This is a genomic window from Micromonospora sp. NPDC049203 (assembly GCF_043197215.1).
Taxonomy (GTDB): Bacteria; Actinomycetota; Actinomycetes; order Mycobacteriales; family Micromonosporaceae; genus Micromonospora.
This window is the reverse complement of the sequence record NZ_JBICSV010000003.1, coordinates 119,831-139,536: the sequence shown is the minus strand read 5'-3', so window position 1 is coordinate 139,536 and position 19,706 is coordinate 119,831. Positions and strand designations below refer to the sequence as shown.

Genomic DNA, 19,706 nt, shown 5'->3' with positions numbered 1-19,706 from the left:
GGTTACCCCCCGTGTCCCGCCGCTGCCGCCGCCCGCGCCGCCACCGGCAGGGCGGCGGCGATCTGCTCCCACGCGGCGTCGTCGATCGCGGTCGAGACGAACCACGACTCGAACGCGCTCGGCGGCAGGTAGACGCCACCGGCGAGCATCGCGTGGAAGAACGCCTTGAACGCGGGCACCACCTGGGTGCGGGCGCTGTCGTAGTCGTGCACGTCCGCGTCGGTGAAGAAGACCGAGAACATGTTGCCCGCGGTGGACAGGCGGTGCGGCACGCCCGCCGCGGACAGCGCCTCGGTGGTGAGCTTGCCCAGCGCGGCGGCGGTCTCGTCGAGCCGCCGGTAGAGCGCGTCGTCGGCCAGTCGCAGCGTGGCGAGCCCGGCCGCGCAGGCCAGCGGGTTACCGGAGAGCGTTCCGGCCTGGTAGACCGGGCCGGCCGGGGCGAGCCGGGCCATGATCTCCGCACGCCCGCCGAACGCCGCGGCGGGCAGGCCACCGCCCATGACCTTCCCGTACGTCCACAGGTCCGCGTCCGACGGGTCGAGGCCGTGCCACCCGGCGCGGGACACCCGGAACCCGGTCATCACCTCGTCGACGATGAGCAGCGCGCCGTTGGCGTGGGCGATGCGGGCCAGCTCGGCGTTGAAGCCGTCACGCGGGGCGATCACGCCCATGTTGCCGGCGGCGGCCTCGGTGATGATCGCGGCGATGTGCTGCCCCTCGGCGGCGAACGCCTCCTCGACCGCGCGCAGGTCGTTGTACGGCAGCACGATGGTGTCGCCGGCCGCCGCGCCGGTCACGCCGGGCGAGTCGGGCAGGCCGAAGGTGGCCACGCCGGAGCCGGCGGCGGCGAGCAGCGCGTCGGAGTGGCCGTGGTAGCAGCCGGAGAACTTAATGATCTTGGCGCGGCCGGTGAAGCCGCGGGCCAGCCGGATCGCCGACATGGTCGCCTCGGTGCCGGAGTTGACCAGGCGTACCTGCTCCACCGGCGTCCGCGCGATGATCTCCTCGGCCAGGTCGACCTCGCCCGGCGTCGGCGTGCCGAAGCTGGTGCCGAGCACCGCCGCCTCGCGCAGCGCCTCCACCACGGCCGGGTGGGCGTGGCCGAGGATGAGCGGGCCCCAGGAGCAGACCAGGTCGACGTAGCGCCGGCCGTCGGCGTCGAAGAGCCACGGACCCTCCCCCCGGACCATGAAGCGCGGGGTGCCGCCGACGGCACGGAACGCGCGTACGGGAGAGTTGACCCCGCCGGGCACGACGGCCTTGGCGCGGTCGAACAGGGCCTCGGAGGCCGGGGCGTCGGCCGGGTAGCGGCCGGATCCGGCGGAATGCGTCTCGGTCACGATGGGGCCATTGTGTCAGCGCCGGAGTGCTGCCTGGCAGGCACCCCGCAACGGGGGTTACCAGGCTCACCCGCCGGAGCGGCGCGACGGGCCGACGGCGATCGGCTCGACAGGCCCGATGGTCGAGATCGCGATAGGCTGACCGGGTGGATCGTGCCGAACTGTCCATCACCGTACACCGGACGGGTGACGAAGCAGTGCTTCGCCTGGCCGGTGAGATCGACATGCTCACGGCCGCCCAGCTCTCGACTGTGGTGAACGAGGTGCTGGCGGATCCGCCCCCGCGCATCGTGCTCGACCTGGCCGGGGTCACGTTCTGCGACTCGCAGGGCCTCGGCACGCTCGTGGTGCTCAGCCGCAAGGCCAGTCACGCCCAGTGCCTGCTGATCCTCACCAACGTGGGCGACTTCCTGATCCGCGTCCTGGACATCACGGGCCTCCGCAGCGCCCTGATGATCCGCAACGAAGCCACCCAGTAACGCACGCCCCTCCTTCGCGATCTTGCACTTGCGGCCCTCGACCTGGGCGATTTGCCCCGTTCGCCGGGGCCGCAAGTGCAAGACGCTTCTATGTGTGTGGTGATCGGTTCGGCTGGTTGCCGTTAGGGTTCGGCATCGATGATCACTTGGGTGACTCTTCGTCGATCCGGCCGCTCGGGTTGTGGGTGTGCCTTGTGCAAGACCTGTCCCCGGGTGGTCGTCGGCGCCGGCCCGGTCCACCCTGCTGGCCTGATCAGAAGCCTGCCCGTGCGAGCACACGTGGCCCATCACAGATCTGCCGCCGTGGTGACTGCTTCCCGAGCCGACGCCAACTGTCCCGGTCGTCGCTGGCTAAGGAGCAACAATCCGAGATGGCAAGGATCGTAGAGCGGGTCGCGGATCGCTGCGACGTGGTGGTGGGGGTGGACACCCACACCGACACGCATACCGCAGCTGTGGTTGACCGGCTCGGTGGGGTGTTGGCGCAGGTCACCGTGTCCACCGACCCAGACGGGTTGAGCCAGCTGTTGGCCTTCGCCGTCGAGCACTGAACCGCCCCGAGTCTGGTGGATTCCTCAGACTGTGACCAGCTGCGGCTGGTCGGGCTGGTGTTGAGCGTAGAACATCGATTCGTGTTCGGCGGGTGGCCGGTGTCCGATGGCTGAGTGCAGGCGGTGGTGGTTGTACCAGTCGACCCATTCGGCGGTGGCCAGCTCGACGTGGGCGAGGCTGCGCCACGGCCGCCTGGGTTTGATCAGTTCGGTCTTGTAGAGGCCGATCGTGGATTCCATGAGCGCGTTGTCCAGGGCATCGCCGACGGTGCCGATGGAGGCGTCGATGCCGGTGGCGACGAGGTGGGTGGTGAACCGGAACGACGTGTATTGGGATCCGGCGTCGCTGTGGTGGATCAGGCCGCGTTGCACGGTCCGGCCGTCGCGGTCGCGGCGCCACAGGCCCATGTCGAGGGCGTCGAGGACGAGGGGTGTGCGCTTGTTGGTGGCGGCGGACCAGCCCACGGTCGCCCGGGAGTAGACGTCGACGACGAATGCGACGTAGACGACGCCGGCGAAGGTGGCCACGTGGGTGAAGTCGGCGACCCAGCAGCGGTTCGGGGCTGCGGCGGTAAAGTCCCGGGCGACCAGATCAGCGGCGCGGTCGTGGCCAGAGTCGGCCACGGTGGTGCGGATCTTCTTGCCCCGCACGATCCCGCGTAGGCCGGCGTCACGCATCAGCCGCTCGACCGTGCACCGGGCCACCTCGACGCCGTCGCGGCGCAGCTGCTGCCACACTTTGCGGGCGCCGTAGACGCCGTAGTTGTCCGCGTGGACCCGGCGGATCTGCTCGGTCAGTTGCGCGTCGGCCACGGCCCGCGCCGAGGGCGGCACCGCCTTGGCCTTGTAGTAGGTGGAGGCCGCGATCTGCACGCCGTGTCCGGTGAGGGCACGGCAGATCGGCTCGACTCCGCCGAAGCGGGCCTTATGCTCGTCGATGAACCTCACGAGCGTGTGTGTGGCCGGTCGAGCTCGGCCGCGAAGAAAGCCGACGCGGCTTTCAAGATCTCATTTGCCCGGCGTAGTTCGGCGTTCTCCCGCTTCAACCGGCGCAACTCGGTTGACTCCTCGCTCGTCACGCCCGGGCGGGTGCCCTGGTCGACCTCGGCTTGGCGGACCCACTTACGCAGCGTCTCGGCCGACCCGATCCCGAGCTTCGCCGCGATCGACCCGATCGCCTCCCACTCTGTCCCGTAATCGGCACGATGCTCACGAACCAGGCGCACCGCACGATCACGTAGATCCCTCGGGTACTGCTTCGGCATGGTCAGATCCTCTCAAGCAAAGAGGTCTCCACCAGCACCGGGGCGGTTCACGTCACCGCCGCGATCGCCCTGACCGCCTGGTCCCACCCCGGCCGCATCCGATCAGAAGCCGCCTACGCCACCCTCGCCGGCGCCGCCCCCATCCCCGTGGCCAGCGGCCGCACCGACCGACACCGCCTCAACCGCGGCGGCGACAGAACCCTCAACAGCGCCCTGCACACCATCGCCCTGACCCGCCGCCGCATCCACCCCGAAACCCGCGACTACATCACCCGACGCCGCGCCGAAGGCCGCACCACCAGAGAAATCACCCGCTGCCTCAAGCGCTACATCGCCCGACAGCTCTACCGCACCATCACCAACCACCACCGAACCACTTGACAACCCCCACTCACAGATCGGCGCGGCCTAGGCGACGGGGAGGTCGCGGCGGCGGAAGGTGAGCAGACCTGCTGTGGCCAGGGTGACCGCCAGGGCGGTCAGCACGTAGAGCGGGGTGGGGGTCCAGGTGTCGCGGAGCACCTGCGGGGTGTGCGTGAACGGGGACGCGTCCAGCAGCCACTGGTCCAGCTCCAGCACGGCGCCGAGCTGACCCAGCAGCACGCAGGCCGCCAGCACCACCCAGGCGGCCGGCGCGAGCCGGGGCAGCAGGCCGTAGAGCAGCACGGCGAGCCCGGCCAGCACCCACGCCGCCGGCACCTGGGCCAGGCCGGCGGCGAGCATCCGGCCCAGTTGGCGGGGCACGTCACCGGTGCTCAGCCCGTACGTCAGGCCGGTGGCCAGCCCGGTCACCGCGAGCACCACCACCGGGCCGAGCAGCGCGAACGTCACGTGGGAGAACAGCCAGGTCGAGCGCCGGGTCCCGGTGGCGAGCACCGGCTCGGCGTGCCCGGCGGACTCCTCCGCGCGCATCCGCAGCGCGGCCTGGATGCCGTACCCGGCGGCGGCCAGCCCGGCCAGGCTCAGCGTGACCCCCAGGTAGGCGTCGGCCATCCCCGACGCCCCGCCGAGCCGGGCCACGATCTCCTCCATCCGCGGACTCCCCTCGACCGACCGGCCGGCCGCCTCGGCCGCGCCGCCGAGGATCAGCCCGAGCAGGCCGAACCCGACCGACCACCAGAGGATCTGCCCCCGGTGCAGCCGCCAGGCCAGCCCGAACGGACCGGACAGGGCACCACTCGCGGCGGCCGGGCCGAGCCGGGGCGGCAGCACGCCCGCGCCCAGGTCGCGGCGGACCGAGATCGGGTACGCGAGCGCGGCGAGCAGCACCGTCGCCGCCAGCGGCAGCAGCAGCACCCACCACCGCTCCCCCTCGTACGGCCGGACGCGGGCGGCCCAGCCCAGCGGGGACAGCCAGCTCGGCCAGTCGTTGCCGGCGGTGTCCCCGGCCAGGCGCAGCCCGAACGCGGCGCCGAGACCGGCGAGGCCGATGCCCCGCGCCCCGCCCGCGGTCTCGGTGAGCTGGGCGGCCAGCCCGCCGAGCGTGGCGAAGACGGCGCCGGTCAGCACTGTGGCCAGCCCGTACGCGACCGACCCGCCGACCGGCAGCCCGGTCGAGACCAGCCCGGCTGCGGTGAGCAGCCCGAGCGCCAGGTCGGCCGCGTACGTGACGAGCAGCGCGGCGGTCAGCCCGGCGTGCCGCCCGAGCACGCTGCCGCCGAGCAGTTCCCGCCGCCCGGCTTCCTCCTCGGTGCGGGTGTGCCGGATGACCGTGAGCAGGCTCGCCAGCGCCACGATGAGCAGCAGGAAGCCGCTGCGCTGGGCGGTCAGCCCACCGATGCTGTCGCCGTACGCCGGGCCGAGCAGCGCGACGATCGACGGATTGCGGGCGGTGCCCTCCAGGTACGCGGCCCGCTCGGCGGCGGTGGGGAACAGCTCGGAGAAGCTGGCCGCGTACGTGATTGGCAGCACCGCGAGCACCAGCACCCACAGCGGCAGCAGGAGGCGGTCCCGGCGCAGGATCAGCCGGACCAGGTGACGGGTGCCGGTGAGCGTGCTCATGACCGGCCCGCCGTCTCGGGGCGGGCCGGGCCGGAGGAGGGCGCCGACGCGGAAGGCGCCGTCTCGTAGTGCCGCAGGAACAGTTCCTCAAGCGTGGGCGGCGTGCTGACCAGGCTGCGTACGCCCAGCTCGGTGAGCCGGCGCAGCGCGGCGTCGAGCGACGCGGTGTCCACGTCGAAGCGGACCCGCTGCCCGTCCACCCGCAGGTCGTGTACGCCCGGCAGGTCGGTCAGGCCGTCCGGCGGCGCGGTGACCTCGGCGTCGATCGCGGTGCGGTGCAGGTGGCGCAGATCGCCGAGCGTGCCGGACTCGACGGTCCGCCCGGCCCGGATGATCGTCACCCGGTCGCAGAGCGCCTCCACCTCGGCCAGGATGTGGCTGGACAGCAGCACCGTGCGCCCCTCGTGGACGGCCCGGCGGACCCAGTGCTGGAAGACCTCCTCCATCAGCGGGTCGAGCCCGGAGGTCGGCTCGTCGAGGATGAGCAGTTCGACGTCGGAGGCGAGCGCGGCGACCAGGCCGACCTTCTGCCGGTTGCCCTTGGAGTAGGTGCGGCCCTTCTTGCGCGGGTCCAGCTCGAACGACTCCAGCAGTTCGGCGCGGCGTCTCGGGTCCAGCCCGCCGCGCAGCCGCCCGAGCAGGTCGATCACCTCGCCGCCGCTGAGGTGGGGCCAGAGCGTGACGTCACCGGGCACGTACGCGAGGCGGCGGTGCAGCGACACCGCGTCCCGCCAGGGGTCGCCGCCCAGCAGCCGGACGGTCCCCGCGTCCGCCCGCAGCAGGCCGAGCAGCACCCGGATGGTGGTCGACTTGCCGGATCCGTTCGGGCCCAGGAAGCCGTGCACCTCTCCGGTGCGGACGGTCAGGTCGAGCCCGTCGAGAGCCCGGGTGCGGCCGAACGTCTTCACCAGTCCGGACACATCGATTGCTGTTTCCATACTTCAGAAGTTACGCTCGTTTCACAAACTTGTGAAGACTGTAGGGTCACGGGGTGAGTGTCGAGGAGCCGACCATGAACGTGCCGCCCCAGCACGACGAGGAGGAGGTCCACCTCTTCGTCGAGCGGATGGCGATGGCCTTCGCCGACGTGGGCTTCCCCCGGATGGCCGCCCGGGTCCTGTTCACGGTGATGAGCGCCGACGACCCGCTCACCGCGGGCGAGATCGCCGCACGGCTCGGCGTCAGCGCGGCAGCCGTCAGCGGCGCGGTCCGCTACCTGACCCAGTTCGCCATGCTGATCCGCGAGCCGGTCAAGGGGTCCCGGAGCGACCGCTACCGGATGCCCGACAACCCGTGGTACGAGGCGACGATCACCAAGACCACGCTCTACAAGAACTTCATCGACATCGCGGCCGGCGGGGTCGACGCGCTGCACGGGCGCAGCACCCCGGCCGGCGAGCGGGTCGCCGAGATGCGCGACTTCTTCCTCTTCGTACAGGAGGAACTGGAATCGCTCGGCGACCGCTGGCGGGCCCGGCGGGCCGCGACCGGGCACGGTGGCCCGGCCGGCGGCTGAACCGTCAGCGGGCGTTGCCCCAGCGCGCCTGCTCCAGCAGCTCCACAGCGCGCTCCCGGGTCGACGGGTCGTCGTCGGCGCGCAGCAGCGCCGTCGCCTCGTCCACCGCGTCGGTCAGGTGCCGCCACTGCAGATCCCGCTCGCGCACCAGGTCCGACTGGGCGGCGAGCTGCCGCGTCTTCACCCACAGGTCGACGAAGACCGTCACCTTCGCGCGCAGCACCCACGGGTCGAACGGCTTGGTCAGGTAGTCGACCGCGCCGGCCGCGTAGCCGCGCAGAGCGAGCTGGGCGTCCTTGTCCGCGGCGGTCAGGAAGATGATCGGTACGTGCCGGGTGCGCTCGCGCCGCTTGATGTGGGTGGCCGTCTCGAAGCCGTCCATGTCCGGCATCTGGGCGTCCAGCAGGATCACCGCGAAGTCGTCCACCAGGAGCTGCTTGAGCGCGGCCTCGCCACTCTCCACCGCGACCGACTGCACCGGGAGACCCTGGAGGATCGCCTCCAGCGCCATCAGGTTCTCCCGCCGGTCGTCCACCAGCAGGGCCTTGGCCGTCTGCGTCACGCGTTCTCCTCGTCGCCTCGGCTCCGGCTGATCCAGGACGCCATCAGTTCGATCAGCTCGTCCAGGTCAACCGGCTTGGTGATGTAGTCGCTGCCGCCGGCGCCGAGCGCCGACTCCCGGTCGCCGGGCATCGCCTTGGCGGTCAGGAAGACGATCGGCAGGTCCGCGAACCGGTGGTTGCGGCGGATCTGCGCTGTCGTCTCGTACCCGTCCTGGTCCGGCATCATGGCGTCCATCAGGACGATGTCCACCTCGGGGTGCTCGGCGAGATGGCGCACGCCGTCCGCCCCGTTGTCCGAGTACAACACGGTCATCCCGTGCAGTTCCAACGCGGACGTCAGCGCGAACACGTTCCGTACGTCGTCGTCGATGATCAGCACGGTCACGCCGTCCAGGCGCCGGGTCGCCGGCGTCTCCTGTGGCTGCGGCAGCTCCATCGGCATGAGCAGCGACGACGGCAGGCCCGCGCGGCTCGGCGACGGCGGGGCCGGCGCCACCACCGCGTCCGGCGCCAGCACATCGGGTACGAAGAGAGTGAACGTCGAACCCTGACCGGGCGCGGACGAGACGGTGATCGTGCCGCCGAGCAGGCGGGCCAGATCGCGGCTGATGGACAGGCCGAGCCCGGTCCCGCCGTAGCGCCGGCTGGTCGTGCCGTCCGCCTGCTGGAACGCCTCGAAGATCAGCGACAGCTTGTCGTCGGAGATCCCGATGCCGGTGTCGATCACGGTGAACGCGATCACCCGCTGCGCGTTCGTCAGCGCCGGCACGTCGAAGACGGCGTTCTCGGCCGCCGGGCCGATCCGCAGCGTCACCGCGCCGTTGTCGGTGAACTTCACCGCGTTCGACAACAGGTTGCGCAGGATCTGCTGCAACCGCTGGGCGTCGGTGACCAGCGCGGGCGGCAGGTCGCGGCTCACCCGCACCTGGAAGTCCAGGCCCTTCTCCTCGGCCTGCGGCGCGAACGCCTGCTCCACGTAGCCGCGGATCTCGGCGAACTGGATCTCGGTGGGCTCCACGTCCATCCGGCCCGCCTCGATCTTGGACAGGTCGAGGATGTCGTCGATCAGCGACAGCAGGTCCGACCCGGCGCCGTGGATGGTCCGGGCGAACTCGATCTGCTTCGCGCTGAGGTTGCGCTCCGGGTTCTCGGCGAGCAGCCGGGCCAGCAGGAGCAGCGAGTTCAGCGGCGTACGCAGCTCGTGGCTCATGTTCGCCAGGAACTCCGACTTGTACGCCGACGCGCGGGTGAGCTGCTGCGCCTTCTCCTCCAGGCCGAGGCGGGCCAGCTCGATCTCCCGGTTCTGCGTCTCGATGTTGGCCTTCTGCTCGGACAGCAGCTTCGCCTTGTCCTCCAGCTCGGCGTTCGTGCGCTGCAACTCGGCCGACTGGTCCTGCATCTCGTGTGCCAGCCGCTGCGACTGCGCCAGCAGCTCCTCCGTACGCCGGTTGGCCTGGATGGTGTTCACCGCGACGCCGATGGTGAGCACCAGCCGCTCCAGGAACGCCAGGTGCAGCTCGGAGAACGTGGCCACGCCGGCGAACTCGATCACGCCGAGCAGTTCGCCCTCGAACTGGACCGGCAGCACCACCAGGTCGGCCGGGGGCGTGTCGGCCAGCCCGGACCGTACGACGAGACGTCCGTCCGGCTGCGCCTTGACCCGGATCGTCCGGCGCGACAGCGCGGCCTGCCCGACCAGCCCCTCACCGGGGCCGAACGTGACGTCGTGGCCGCGCGCCACGTACCCGTAGGAGGCGGTGAGCCGCAGCCGCATGCTGCCCTCGGAGCTGTCCGCCAGGAAGAACGCGCCGAGCTGCGCGTCCACCAGCGGGGTCACCTCCTGCATGATCATCCGGCAGACCTCGCCCAGGTCGCGCTGGCCCTGGAGCAGACCGCCGATCCGGGCCAGGTTCGAGTCCAGCCAGCCCTGCTCGGCGTTCTTCTTCGTCGTCTCCCGGAGGGTGACGATCATCTGGTTGATGTTGTCCTTCAGCTCGGCGACCTCGCCCTGCGCCTTCACGTTGATCCGCTGGGTCAGGTCGCCGCGGGTCACCGACGTGGAGACCTGCGCGATGGCACGCAACTGCGTGGTCAGCGTCGAGGCGAGCTGGTTGACGTTCTCGGTGAGGTCGCGCCACGTACCGGAGACGCCCTTGACCTGGGCCTGACCACCCAGCTTGCCCTCGGTGCCCACCTCGCGCGCCACGCGTGTCACCTCGTCGGCGAACGACGAGAGCTGGTCCACCATCGTGTTGACGGTGTTCTTCAGCTCCAGGATCTCGCCCTGCGCGTCCACCGTGATCTTCTGACCCAGGTCACCGTTCGCCACGGCCGTGGTGACCGAGGCGATGTTGCGCACCTGGCTGGTCAGGTTCGACGCCATCGAGTTCACGTTGTCGGTCAGGTCCCGCCACGTACCCGAGACGCCCTTGACCTGGGCCTGACCACCCAGCTTGCCCTCGGTACCCACCTCGCGCGCCACCCGGGTCACCTCGTCGGCGAACGACGACAGCTGGTCCACCATCGTGTTGACAGTGGACTTCAGCTCCAGGATCTCGCCCCGGGCGTCCACAGTGATCTTCTGCGACAGGTCACCCTTCGCCACCGCCGTCGACACCTGGGCGATGTTGCGCACCTGCGCGGTCAGGTTCGACGCCATCGAGTTCACGTTGTCGGTCAGGTCGCGCCAGGTGCCGGCGACGCCGCGCACCTGGGCCTGGCCGCCGAGCTTGCCCTCGGTGCCCACCTCACGGGCCACCCGGGTCACCTCGTCGGCGAACGAGGAGAGCTGATCCACCATCGTGTTGACAGTGGACTTCAGCTCCAGGATCTCGCCCCGGGCGTCCACTGTGATCTTCTGCGACAGGTCACCCTTCGCGACGGCGGTGGTGACCGAGGCGATGTTCCGCACCTGGCTGGTCAGGTTCGACGCCATCGAGTTCACGTTGTCGGTCAGGTCCCGCCACGTACCCGAGACGCCCTTGACCTGGGCCTGACCACCCAGCTTGCCCTCGGTGCCCACCTCACGCGCCACCCGCGTCACCTCGTCGGCGAACGACGACAGCTGGTCCACCATCGTGTTGACGGTGTTCTTCAGCTCCAGGATCTCGCCCTGCGCGTCCACAGTGATCTTCTGACCCAGGTCGCCCTTGGCGACAGCCGTGGAGACCTGGGAGATGTTGCGGACCTGGCTGGTCAGGTTGCCGGCGAGCTGGTTCACGTTCTCGGTGAGGTCACGCCAGGTGCCGGACACGCCGCGCACCTGCGCCTGACCGCCCAGCTTGCCCTCGATGCCCACCTCACGCGCCACCCGCGTGACCTCGTCGGCGAACGACGACAGCTGATCCACCATCGTGTTCACGGTGTCCTTCAGCTCCAGGATCTCGCCCTGGGCGGCCACCGTGATCTTCTGCGACAGGTCACCCTTCGCCACCGCCGTCGACACCTGGGCGATGTTGCGCACCTGCGCGGTCAGGTTCGACGCCATCGAGTTGACGTTGTCGGTCAGGTCCTTCCAGGTGCCGGCCACGCCCGGCACCTCGGCCTGGCCGCCCAGCTTGCCCTCGGTGCCCACCTCACGCGCCACCCGGGTCACCTGCTCGGCGAACAGCCGCAGCGTGTCCGTGAGCGAGTTCATCGTGTCGGCCAGCTCGGCCACCTCGCCGCGCGCCCCGACCGTGATCTTCTGCGACAGGTCGCCCTTCGCCACGGCTGTCGCCATCTGCGAGATCGACCGCACCTGCCCGGTGAGGTTCGACGCCATGGTGTTCACCGAGTCGGTGAGGTCCTTCCAGGTGCCGGCCACCCCGCGTACGTCGGCCTGGCCGCCCAGCTTGCCCTCGGTGCCCACCTCACGGGCCACCCGGGTCACCTCGTCGGCGAACGACGACAGCTGGTCCACCATCGTGTTCACTGTCCGGCCGATGCGCAGATACTCACCGCGCAGCGGGCGACCGTCGATCTCCAGCGCCATGTGCTGGGACAGGTCGCCGTCGGCCACCGCCACGATCACCCGGGCGATCTCGGTCGTCGGCCGGCCCAGGTCGTCGATGAGCGAGTTGACCGCCCGCTGCCCCTCCGCCCACGAACCGTCCAGGCCCTCGTCGTCCAGGCGCTCGGTGAGCCGGCCGTCACGGCCGACGATCCGGCTGATCCGCCGCAGGTCGAGGTGCTGCCGCTCCTGCAACGACACCACGTCGTTGAAGGCGTCGGCGACCTCACCGGGCAGACCCGCCCGCCGGGGCAGGCGCACCCGCAGGTCGCCGCGCCCCACCCGGCGCAACGCCTCGACCAGTTCGCCGAGGAGCACCTCGTGGTCGGACGCGGACGGGTCAGCGGTCATCGACTGATTCACCGTGGCCATCGTTCCTCGCTCCGCTCGGGCTCGTGCGGTCACACGGGCCATCCCATCATTGTGCCGCGCGATCCGTCGAGGTCACCGCGTGTGCTCGCGCGTCACGCGCGGTATCAGCCCGGCCGGCGGGTTCGGCCGGATGCTTGGCACCCGGGGTGGGCGCGGTGGAGGATACGAAGGTGTCAGCGGAGGCAGGGCCTGCTAGCGGCGGCGCGAACGAGCGCGTCCGCCGGGTCCGCCTCCCCGCCGACCGGCGCACCCCGGCGGCCGCCCGCGCGCTGGTGCGCACCATGCTCCTCGAAGCGCGGCTGCCCGAACTGCTGAACGAGGCGCTGCTGCTCACCACCGAGCTGACCACGAACGCCGTCGAACACGCCCGTACCGAACTGGACATCGAGGTCGACACCGACCGCAACGGCCTCACCGTGACCGTCACCGACTTCGCCTCCGGCCCGGTCGACGAGCTGATCGTCGGTGTGCGAAACACCACGTCCGACATCACCGAGGTGGCCACACGAGGGCGCGGGCTGCTGCTCGTCGACCACTTCGCCAGCCGGTGGGGCACGACCTACCTGCCCACCGGCAAGGGCGTCTGGTTCCGCCTCGACCGGCCCGGCCCCGGCGGTTCCGCCCGGCCGTCGGCCGGCCCACTGCGCGTCGCCGAACGGACCAGCGACGGTACGCCGAGCGCCGCGGCCATGAGCGACTTGATGCAGATCACCCCCGACGCGTACGCCGACGAGCCGCTGTCCGAGTTCGCCACCGGGCTGCTGACCCGGGTCGCCGAGATGGTCGGCGCCGCCGGTGGCACGGTCCGGCTGGACCGGGGCGACGGGCTCGGCACCCAGGTGTTCGCCAGGTACGGCCGGCCGCCGCGCGAGGACAACGAACTGCTGCGCGTGCCGTTGGCCGTGCACCGGCCGTACTCCGGTGAGCTGGAGCTGGACGCGGCACCCTCGGCGTACGCCCGGCCGCTCGCCGTGCTGGCCGCCGAGCGGCTGTCGCTGCACCTGGAGAACGACAGGCTGCGCCGCGCCGACGTACGCCGCTCCACCTGGCTGACGTTCCTGGCCGAGGCCAGTGAACTGCTCGCCCAGTCGCTCGACGTCGAACTGACCATGGCGCTCGTCCCGCAGCTCGTGGTGCCCCGGCTCGGCCAGTGGTGCGCGGTGCACACCACCGACGAGTGGGGCCGGCTGCGGCTCGCCGCGTCGAGCCACGCCGACGAGGCGATGCTGCCGCAGCTGCACCGGACCCTCCAGGAGACCGGCCCGGACTCGATCCAGTCGCGGCTGCGCGAGGCGTCCCGCAACGCCGCCCAGGTGCCGCTCGGCGGGCCGATGGAGGGCTTCGCCGTACCGCTGATCGCCCGTGGCCAGCGGCTCGGCACCCTCGCCGTGGGCCGGCACCAGCGGCACCGGCACGACCCGGACGAGGTCTCGGTGCTGGAGGACGTGGCCCGCCGCGCCGCCCTCGCCATCGAGAACGCCCGCATCCACGCCGAGCGCCGCCGGGTCGCCCAGACGCTCCAGCAGTCGCTGCTGCCGCCGGTGCTCCCGGTGGTCGAGGGCATCGGCTTCGCCGCCGAGTACGTCCCGACCGGCGACGACGCGGAGGTCGGCGGCGACTTCTACGACGTGCTTCCGCTGCCGGACGGCCGCTGGCTCGTGGTGGTCGGCGACGTGTCCGGCAAGGGCGTGCAGGCCGCCGCCGTGACCGGGCTGGTCCGGGACGTGATCCGGGTGCTCGTCGGCGACGGCAAGCCGCTGCCCGAGGTGCTCGGCCGGCTCAACGAGACGCTCGTCGAGCGCGGCGGCGGACGCTACTGCACGCTTGCGCTCGCGTCCGTCGCACCCGGCGACGGCGACCAGCTCGACGTCTCGCTGCACCTGGCCGGTCACGACCGCCCGGTCCTGCTGCACGGCGGTGGCGGCGCGACGTTCGTCGGTGTGGGCGGTACGGCGCTCGGCCTGCTCGACGCCATCACCACACCGACCGCCGAGCTGTCGCTCAAGCCCGGCGACGCGCTGATCTTCTACACCGACGGCGTCACCGAGCGGCGACGCGGACGCGAGTTGTTCGGCACCGAGCGGCTGCGCGAGTCGGCGGCGCCGCTGGCCGGGTACTCGGCCGACGTGGTGGCCGCCCGGCTGCGCGCCACCACCATCGCGTTCTCGGCCGAACCCCCACGCGACGACATAGCCGTCCTGGTCCTCCGAAACGACACCCCCTAACCCCCGGCCCCGGCCCCGGCCCCGGCCCCGGCCCCGGCGATCATGAACTTAGCCGCTCAATTCGCCCGATTCCTCCCCGCCAACTTCATGGTCAACCCGCTCCGGCCCACCCGCCGTGGACGCCTGAGCCGGCCCCTCGTGGCACCCCAGCCGCCCGCCTCGCGCCTCAACCCGCCCATCGGCGGTGATCAAGGAGTTTGTGTCCTCTGGGGGCGCGAAATCTGACGCAAAGTCCTTGATCACCGGGCGAGGCGAGGCGATCACCGGGCGGGCCAGGGCGGGGCGGGGCGGGGACGGAGGACGGGGACGCGGGTGGAGCCGAGGCTGAGTGCGGGCCGGGGGTGCCCAGCAGGTGGGGACGCCCGGCAGGCAGGGTGCGCCGGCAGGTGTGGGCGCCCCCGGCGGGCGGGGCACCGGCACGGGTGGGCCGGGCGTCGGCAGGCTGGTGCCCAGGGGTCGGGGCTGGTCAGAGGCCGCCGGGTAGGCGGCCGGGGGCCAGTCGGCGGTGCGGGTCCAGGTGGGCCTTGGCGCTGCGCAGTCGCGGCAACGCGGGCAGCTCGCCCCAGAGGTCGACGCCACGGCGTACCGCCGCGGGCGCGGCCACCACCACGCACCGGCCCCGCCGGGCGATCAGCACACTGCGGACCGCGGTGAGGATCGAGGCGACCCGGTCGGGTGGCAGCGCGCCGGACAGGGCGGCGTGCACGGTGCCCGAGCCGGCCGAGCCGCGTACCGGCACCGGGGCGCCGGTGGCGTCGCGCAACGCGTAGACGGCGGCGTGCAGGTCGTTTATCGGCACCTCGATACGCAGCGCCGTGTCGCCTGGCGCGAAGGGGTAGCGCCCCCACCATTCCGGCGCGTGGTGACTGACAATCGTCTCGGGGCCGAGGATCGCGGTGAGGCGCTCGGCCCGTTCGGTCACGTCGGCCGGGCCGCCCTCCAGCAGCACCACCAGGCTGCCCGCCGCCGGGCGGCCGGTCACCGCGGGATGGTCGGGGCGGTTGACCACCGACGGGTGCGTGGCCGGAATCCGTCGCCGGGGCAGCGGCACCGGCACCGGCAGGTCCAGCTCCACGGCGGCCGGGTCGACGCCGGCGGCGAGGACGGCCTGCACCAGGTCGTGCACCTCCAGCGGCGTCCAGACCGGGCGGGACACCCAGAGCCGGCCGGCCGGTACGGCGTGCACCCGCATGGTGGCCGAGACGAGCACGCCGAACCCGCCCTGCGAGCCGCAGAGCAGCCGGGCCACGTCCAGCCCGGGCACCTCGCCCCGGCCGAGGATCGCATCGCCGCCACCACGAACCGGATCGTCGCCGAACACACCACCGGCGGAACCGCTGTCACCGGCGGGACCGCTGTCACCGGCGGAACCGCCAGCGCCCGCCGGACCGCGTCCGCCCGCCCGGCCACCGCCACGGCCGGGGGCGGCTCGGCGGAGGGCCGCCGTGCCGGACTCGCCGACGCTCACCAGCTCGCCGTCGGCGTCGAGGTAGCGCACGCCGACGAGCTGGGCACACGGGCTGCCGTGCCGGTGCCGCAGCGGGCCGGTCTCGTCGGCGGCGAGCACACCGCCGAGCGTCGCGCCGGGCGAGGGCGCGTCGACCGGCAACCGCTGGTTGGTGCGCGCGAGCGTGGCCTGGACCGCGCGCAGCGGCGTACCGGCGCCGATCTCGGCCACCGCCGCGTCGCGCGACTCGTGCCAGACCCCGGCGAGGCGGCCGGTGTCGAGCATGATGTCCACCTGCGCCGGTGCGGCGCCCCAGTCGATCTTCGTGCCGGCGCCGCGGGGCACCACGGTCAGGTCGTACGCGGCGGCCAGCCGCAACACCTCCGCGGCGGCGTGCGGGCCGCCCGGCACGGCCACCCACCGGGCGGTACGGCCGGCCACCTCGTCGGCCGGGCCGGCGAAGCGGGCGAACGGGTCGCCGCAGATCGCGGCCAGCTTCCGGGTGATGTCGAGGGCTCCGAGTCGGTCGGTGGAACGTGCCGCATCCGCCATGGCGGCTATCGTACACATGTTCGAAAGACCTGGCGGCGAGTCGCGGGATTCGGTCGGCGGGCGACCCCGGCGGCCGCCCGGCGCCCGGTAACGTGGCGCCGTGACCGAAACCCCACCGCCCGTCGCCAAGCGCGTCCCCACCGAGCGCGTCCATCACGGTGACACAGTCCTCGACGAGTACGCCTGGCTCGCCACCAAGGACGACCCGGACACGATCGCGTACCTGGACGCGGAGAACGCGTACACCGAGGCGCGCACCGCCCACCTGGCCGGGCTGCGCGCTGAGCTGTTCGAGGAGACGCGCCGGCGCACCCAGGAGACCGACCTGTCGGTGCCGACCCGCAAGGACGGCCACTGGTACTACACCCGCACGGTCGAGGGTCAGCAGTACGGCGTGCAGTGCCGGCGCGCGGTCCGGCCCGGCGAGACCGCGCCCCCGGTCAGCGCGGACGGCGCCCCGCTCGACGGTGAGGAGGTGCTGCTCGACGGCAACCAGCTCGCCGAGGGGCACGACTTCTTCTCCCTCGGCGCGTTCGACGTCAGCCCGGACGGCCGCTGGCTGGCCTACTCCACCGACTTCTCCGGCGACGAACGCTTCACGCTGCGGATCAAGGATCTGACCACCGGCGAGTCGCTGCCGGACGAGGTGCCGGACACGTTCTACGGCACCGCCTGGTCGAGCGACGCGTCCACGCTGTTCTACGTGACAGTGGACGACGCGTGGCGGCCGAACCGGGTCTGGCGGCACACCGTCGGCACGTCGTCCAGCGAGGACGTGGTGGTGTACCAGGAGGACGACGAGCGGTTCTGGGTCGGCGTCGAGCTGACCCGCTCGGAGCGCTTCGTGGTGATCGACATCCACAGCAAGGTCACCAGCGAGGTCCGGGTGATCCCGGCGGCCAACCCGACCGGTGAGCCCGCCGTCGTCGCGCCACGGCGTCAGGGCATCGAGTACGCGGTGGAGCACCACGGCCACCGCTTCCTGATCCTGCACAACGACGGCGCTGAGGACTTCGCGCTCGCTTACACCTCGGCGGACGCGCCGGGCGAGTGGACGCCGCTGATCCCGCACACGCCCGGCACCCGGCTGGAGGCCGTCGACGCGTTCGAGGACCACCTCGTCGTGTCGCTGCGCGCAAACGGGCTGACCGGCCTGCGGGTGCTGCCGGTGGGCAGCGACGACAGCTGGGACATCGACTTCCCCGAGCCGATCTACAGCGTGGGGCTGGACGCGAACCCGGAGTACCGCACGAACGAGGTGCGGCTGCGTTACACGTCGCTCGTCACCCCCGACTCGGTCTACGACTACGACCTGGTGACCCGCGAGCTGACGTTGCGCCGGCAGAAGCCGGTCCTTCCCGGGCCGGACGGGCGGCCGTACGACCCGGCCGACTACGAGCAGCACCGGGACTGGGCACTCGCCGAGGACGGCACCCGGGTGCCGATCTCGCTGGTCTGCCGCCGGGGCACGCCGCGCGACGGCTCGGCCCCCGCTGTCATCTACGGCTACGGGTCGTACGAGGCGAGCATGGACCCGTGGTTCTCGATCGCCCGGCTGAGCCTGCTCGACCGCGGCGTGATCTTCGCGGTGGCGCACATCCGGGGCGGCGGTGAGCTGGGCCGGCGCTGGTACGACGAGGGCAAGCTGCTGGCCAAGAAGAACACGTTCACCGACTTCGTGGCCTGCGCCCGGCACCTGGTCGAGGCGGGCTGGACGGCGAGCGACCGGCTGGTCGCCCGGGGCGCGTCGGCCGGCGGCCTGCTGATGGGCGCGGTGGCGAACCTCGCGCCGGACGCGTTCGCCGGGATCGTCGCGCAGGTGCCGTTCGTGGACGCGCTCACCTCGATCCTCGACCCGTCGCTGCCGTTGACGGTCACCGAGTGGGAGGAGTGGGGCAACCCGCTCGACGACCCCGAGGTCTACGCGTACATGAAGTCCTACACGCCGTACGAGAACGTGACCGCCGCCGACTACCCGGCTGTCCTGGCGGTGACCAGCCTCAACGACACCCGCGTGCTCTACCACGAGCCGGCCAAGTGGATCGCCCGGCTGCGCGCGCTCGCGCCGTCCGGCGACTACCTGCTCAAGACCGAGATGGGCGCGGGCCACGGCGGCCCGAGCGGCCGGTACGACTCCTGGCGCGAGGAGGCGTTCGTCAACGCCTGGATCCTCGACCGCGTCGGCCGGGCCTGACCCGTACCCGATCGGATGAGCGACGAGGAGCAGCCGGCGGCGCGACGCGCGCCCGCCTGGCTGCTCCTCGTGGTGGTCGCCGCCGCGCTCGTGGTGTGCTGCTGTTCGACTGTCATCGGGCTGGCCGTCGCCGGCTCCGCCGGCCTGCTCGGCCGCTGACCGGTCAGGTGCTGCGCAGTTCCTCGACCGAGGTCGCGGCGCGCAGGAACAGCAGGCCGGCCACGACCGTGCACAGCACCGCCGCCAACCCGCTCGCCGCGAGCCAGGCCAGATGATCCCACGGTACGTCCGGCGGGACCGTCGTCTTCGGCACCCACTCGACGCGAATGTACGGCGCGGCGGTGGCCGGATCGCCGCACAGATCCGCACCGGCGTCGCAGAAGGTTCGCGCGAAGCCACCGTTCCCCGGCGCCGGCATGACGCCCCGGACCAGCAGGTAGCCGACGGTCAACGCGAGCCCGATCGCGGGTACGGCGGGGGCGAGCGCGGCCCAGAGCAGTGCCCGGCCGATGGTGGCTCGTGGCACGCCGGTCGCCACCTGCGCCGCGTACGCCCGTCGCCGGCTGGTGATGCCCTCGACCACCGCCACGAGCAGCCCACCGCCGGCGATCGCCATCGCCACCACGACCGCGAGGTCGACCAGGTCCATCGCGCCGAGGTAGAAGCCCGGGTCGGCCATTCCGGAGCCGGTGCGGCGGGTCACCTCGGCCTGGGCCTGGAAGTCGGCACGCATCGCCGCGGCACCGGCGCCGAAGATCAGCGCGGCGAGCAGGGCGGCGAAGGTGCGGCTGCCGGCCCACGGGTCGGCGACCAGCCGGCGGGCGGCGAGCAGGGCGGCCGGGCCGCGTCCGTGCCGGTGCAGCAGCCGGCCGGTGTGGTACGAGATCCAGCCGGTGCCGGACACGACACCGATCGTCGCGGTCAGCCCGCCGACGACGAGCAACGTCGGCACCTGCCAGTCGGGTGCCACGGCGCCACGCCGCTCGTACCAGAGCAGGAGCGGGCGGATCGCGGCGAACATGGCCAGCGCGGCGAGGATGAGCACGCCCGGCCACGGCCAGGGCGCCCGGGTGCGGACCTTGCGCACGACGCCGAACGGGGTGGTGGTGACCCGCCGCAGCAGCAACGCGCTCACCAGCGCGGCGGCCAGCGGCAGGCCGAGCACGACGGCGGCCACCGCCATCGGCGCCGGGTGCACGTCGGTGGGCAG

The 19,706-nt window shown here is 72.2% G+C and carries 15 protein-coding genes; 7 read left to right on the top strand and 8 right to left on the bottom strand.

Annotation, left to right across the window (positions count from 1 at the left end):
* Positions 1 to 2 precede the first annotated feature (2 nt).
* A complete protein-coding gene (hemL, locus tag ACGFIA_RS09625; protein WP_393259445.1) occupies positions 3 to 1,340 on the bottom strand; it encodes a glutamate-1-semialdehyde 2,1-aminomutase in 1,338 nt (445 codons plus the stop codon).
* Between the two features lie 146 nt (positions 1,341 to 1,486).
* Here hemL and ACGFIA_RS09620 point away from each other — a divergent pair, with 146 nt between their 5' ends.
* Both ACGFIA_RS09620 and ACGFIA_RS09615 read left to right on the top strand, forming a co-directional pair.
* A complete protein-coding gene (locus tag ACGFIA_RS09620) occupies positions 1,487 to 1,819 on the top strand; it encodes an STAS domain-containing protein (protein WP_357386803.1) in 333 nt (110 codons plus the stop codon).
* A 371-nt stretch (positions 1,820 to 2,190) separates the two neighbouring features.
* Positions 2,191 to 2,370: a hypothetical protein gene (locus ACGFIA_RS09615; RefSeq protein ID WP_393259443.1), complete on the top strand. Its 180-nt coding sequence runs from the start codon at positions 2,191 to 2,193 to the stop codon at positions 2,368 to 2,370.
* 24 nt (positions 2,371 to 2,394) lie between these two features.
* On the opposite strand, the gene ACGFIA_RS09610 is transcribed toward ACGFIA_RS09615, so the two are convergent.
* Positions 2,395 to 3,635 (bottom strand): IS3 family transposase gene (locus ACGFIA_RS09610; RefSeq protein WP_393259441.1). Its coding sequence is split into 2 segments (ribosomal slippage): positions 2,395 to 3,359 and positions 3,359 to 3,635, totalling 1,242 coding nucleotides; the frame shifts between segments, so codons are not numbered across the junction.
* On the opposite strand from ACGFIA_RS09610, the gene ACGFIA_RS09605 reads away from it, so the two are divergent.
* On the top strand, positions 3,612 to 4,016 hold the full coding sequence (locus ACGFIA_RS09605) for a transposase (RefSeq protein ID WP_393259852.1): 405 nt from the start codon (positions 3,612 to 3,614) through the stop codon (positions 4,014 to 4,016). The genes ACGFIA_RS09610 and ACGFIA_RS09605 overlap by 24 nt on opposite strands.
* A 27-nt stretch (positions 4,017 to 4,043) precedes the next feature.
* Here the strand turns inward: ACGFIA_RS09605 and ACGFIA_RS09600 are convergent, their stop codons facing one another.
* Both ACGFIA_RS09600 and ACGFIA_RS09595 read right to left on the bottom strand, forming a co-directional pair.
* Complete coding sequence (locus tag ACGFIA_RS09600; protein ID WP_393259439.1) at positions 4,044 to 5,636, bottom strand: ABC transporter permease; 1,593 nt, start codon at positions 5,634 to 5,636, stop codon at positions 4,044 to 4,046.
* Complete coding sequence (locus ACGFIA_RS09595) at positions 5,633 to 6,574, bottom strand: ATP-binding cassette domain-containing protein (RefSeq protein WP_393259438.1); 942 nt, start codon at positions 6,572 to 6,574, stop codon at positions 5,633 to 5,635. Before ACGFIA_RS09595 ends, ACGFIA_RS09600 begins: the two co-directional genes overlap by 4 nt.
* 53 nt (positions 6,575 to 6,627) lie before the next feature.
* Here ACGFIA_RS09595 and ACGFIA_RS09590 point away from each other — a divergent pair, with 53 nt between their 5' ends.
* Positions 6,628 to 7,152: a MarR family transcriptional regulator gene (locus ACGFIA_RS09590; protein ID WP_357386797.1), complete on the top strand. Its 525-nt coding sequence runs from the start codon at positions 6,628 to 6,630 to the stop codon at positions 7,150 to 7,152.
* A 4-nt stretch (positions 7,153 to 7,156) separates the two neighbouring features.
* Here the strand turns inward: ACGFIA_RS09590 and ACGFIA_RS09585 are convergent, their stop codons facing one another.
* Both ACGFIA_RS09585 and ACGFIA_RS09580 read right to left on the bottom strand, forming a co-directional pair.
* Positions 7,157 to 7,714 carry a response regulator gene (locus ACGFIA_RS09585; protein WP_357386795.1) on the bottom strand — a complete coding sequence of 186 codons (558 nt, stop codon included), beginning with the start codon at positions 7,712 to 7,714 and terminating at the stop codon, positions 7,157 to 7,159.
* Positions 7,711 to 12,078 (bottom strand): HAMP domain-containing protein, encoded by a 4,368-nt coding sequence (locus ACGFIA_RS09580; protein ID WP_357386793.1) that lies wholly within the window; start codon positions 12,076 to 12,078, stop codon positions 7,711 to 7,713. Before ACGFIA_RS09580 ends, ACGFIA_RS09585 begins: the two co-directional genes overlap by 4 nt.
* A 170-nt stretch (positions 12,079 to 12,248) precedes the next feature.
* Here ACGFIA_RS09580 and ACGFIA_RS09575 point away from each other — a divergent pair, with 170 nt between their 5' ends.
* A complete protein-coding gene (locus ACGFIA_RS09575) occupies positions 12,249 to 14,303 on the top strand; it encodes a SpoIIE family protein phosphatase (protein WP_357386791.1) in 2,055 nt (684 codons plus the stop codon).
* A gap of 466 nt (positions 14,304 to 14,769) precedes the next feature.
* On the opposite strand, the gene ACGFIA_RS09570 is transcribed toward ACGFIA_RS09575, so the two are convergent.
* The gene (locus tag ACGFIA_RS09570) at positions 14,770 to 16,302 is read right to left on the bottom strand and encodes an FAD-binding oxidoreductase (RefSeq protein ID WP_357478034.1); all 1,533 of its coding nucleotides are present in this window, start codon (positions 16,300 to 16,302) and stop codon (positions 14,770 to 14,772) included.
* Between the two features lie 100 nt (positions 16,303 to 16,402).
* Here ACGFIA_RS09570 and ACGFIA_RS09565 point away from each other — a divergent pair, with 100 nt between their 5' ends.
* Positions 16,403 to 18,496, top strand: coding sequence for a S9 family peptidase (locus tag ACGFIA_RS09565; RefSeq protein ID WP_357386787.1), 2,094 nt, complete (start codon positions 16,403 to 16,405; stop codon positions 18,494 to 18,496).
* Positions 18,497 to 18,511: 15 nt separating this feature from the next.
* Positions 18,512 to 18,655, top strand: a complete 144-nt coding sequence (locus tag ACGFIA_RS09560; protein WP_167796966.1) for a hypothetical protein — start codon at positions 18,512 to 18,514, stop codon at positions 18,653 to 18,655.
* Between the two features lie 4 nt (positions 18,656 to 18,659).
* Here the strand turns inward: ACGFIA_RS09560 and ACGFIA_RS09555 are convergent, their stop codons facing one another.
* Complete coding sequence (locus ACGFIA_RS09555; protein WP_393259434.1) at positions 18,660 to 19,679, bottom strand: FtsX-like permease family protein; 1,020 nt, start codon at positions 19,677 to 19,679, stop codon at positions 18,660 to 18,662.
* Positions 19,680 to 19,706: the final 27 nt, after the last annotated feature.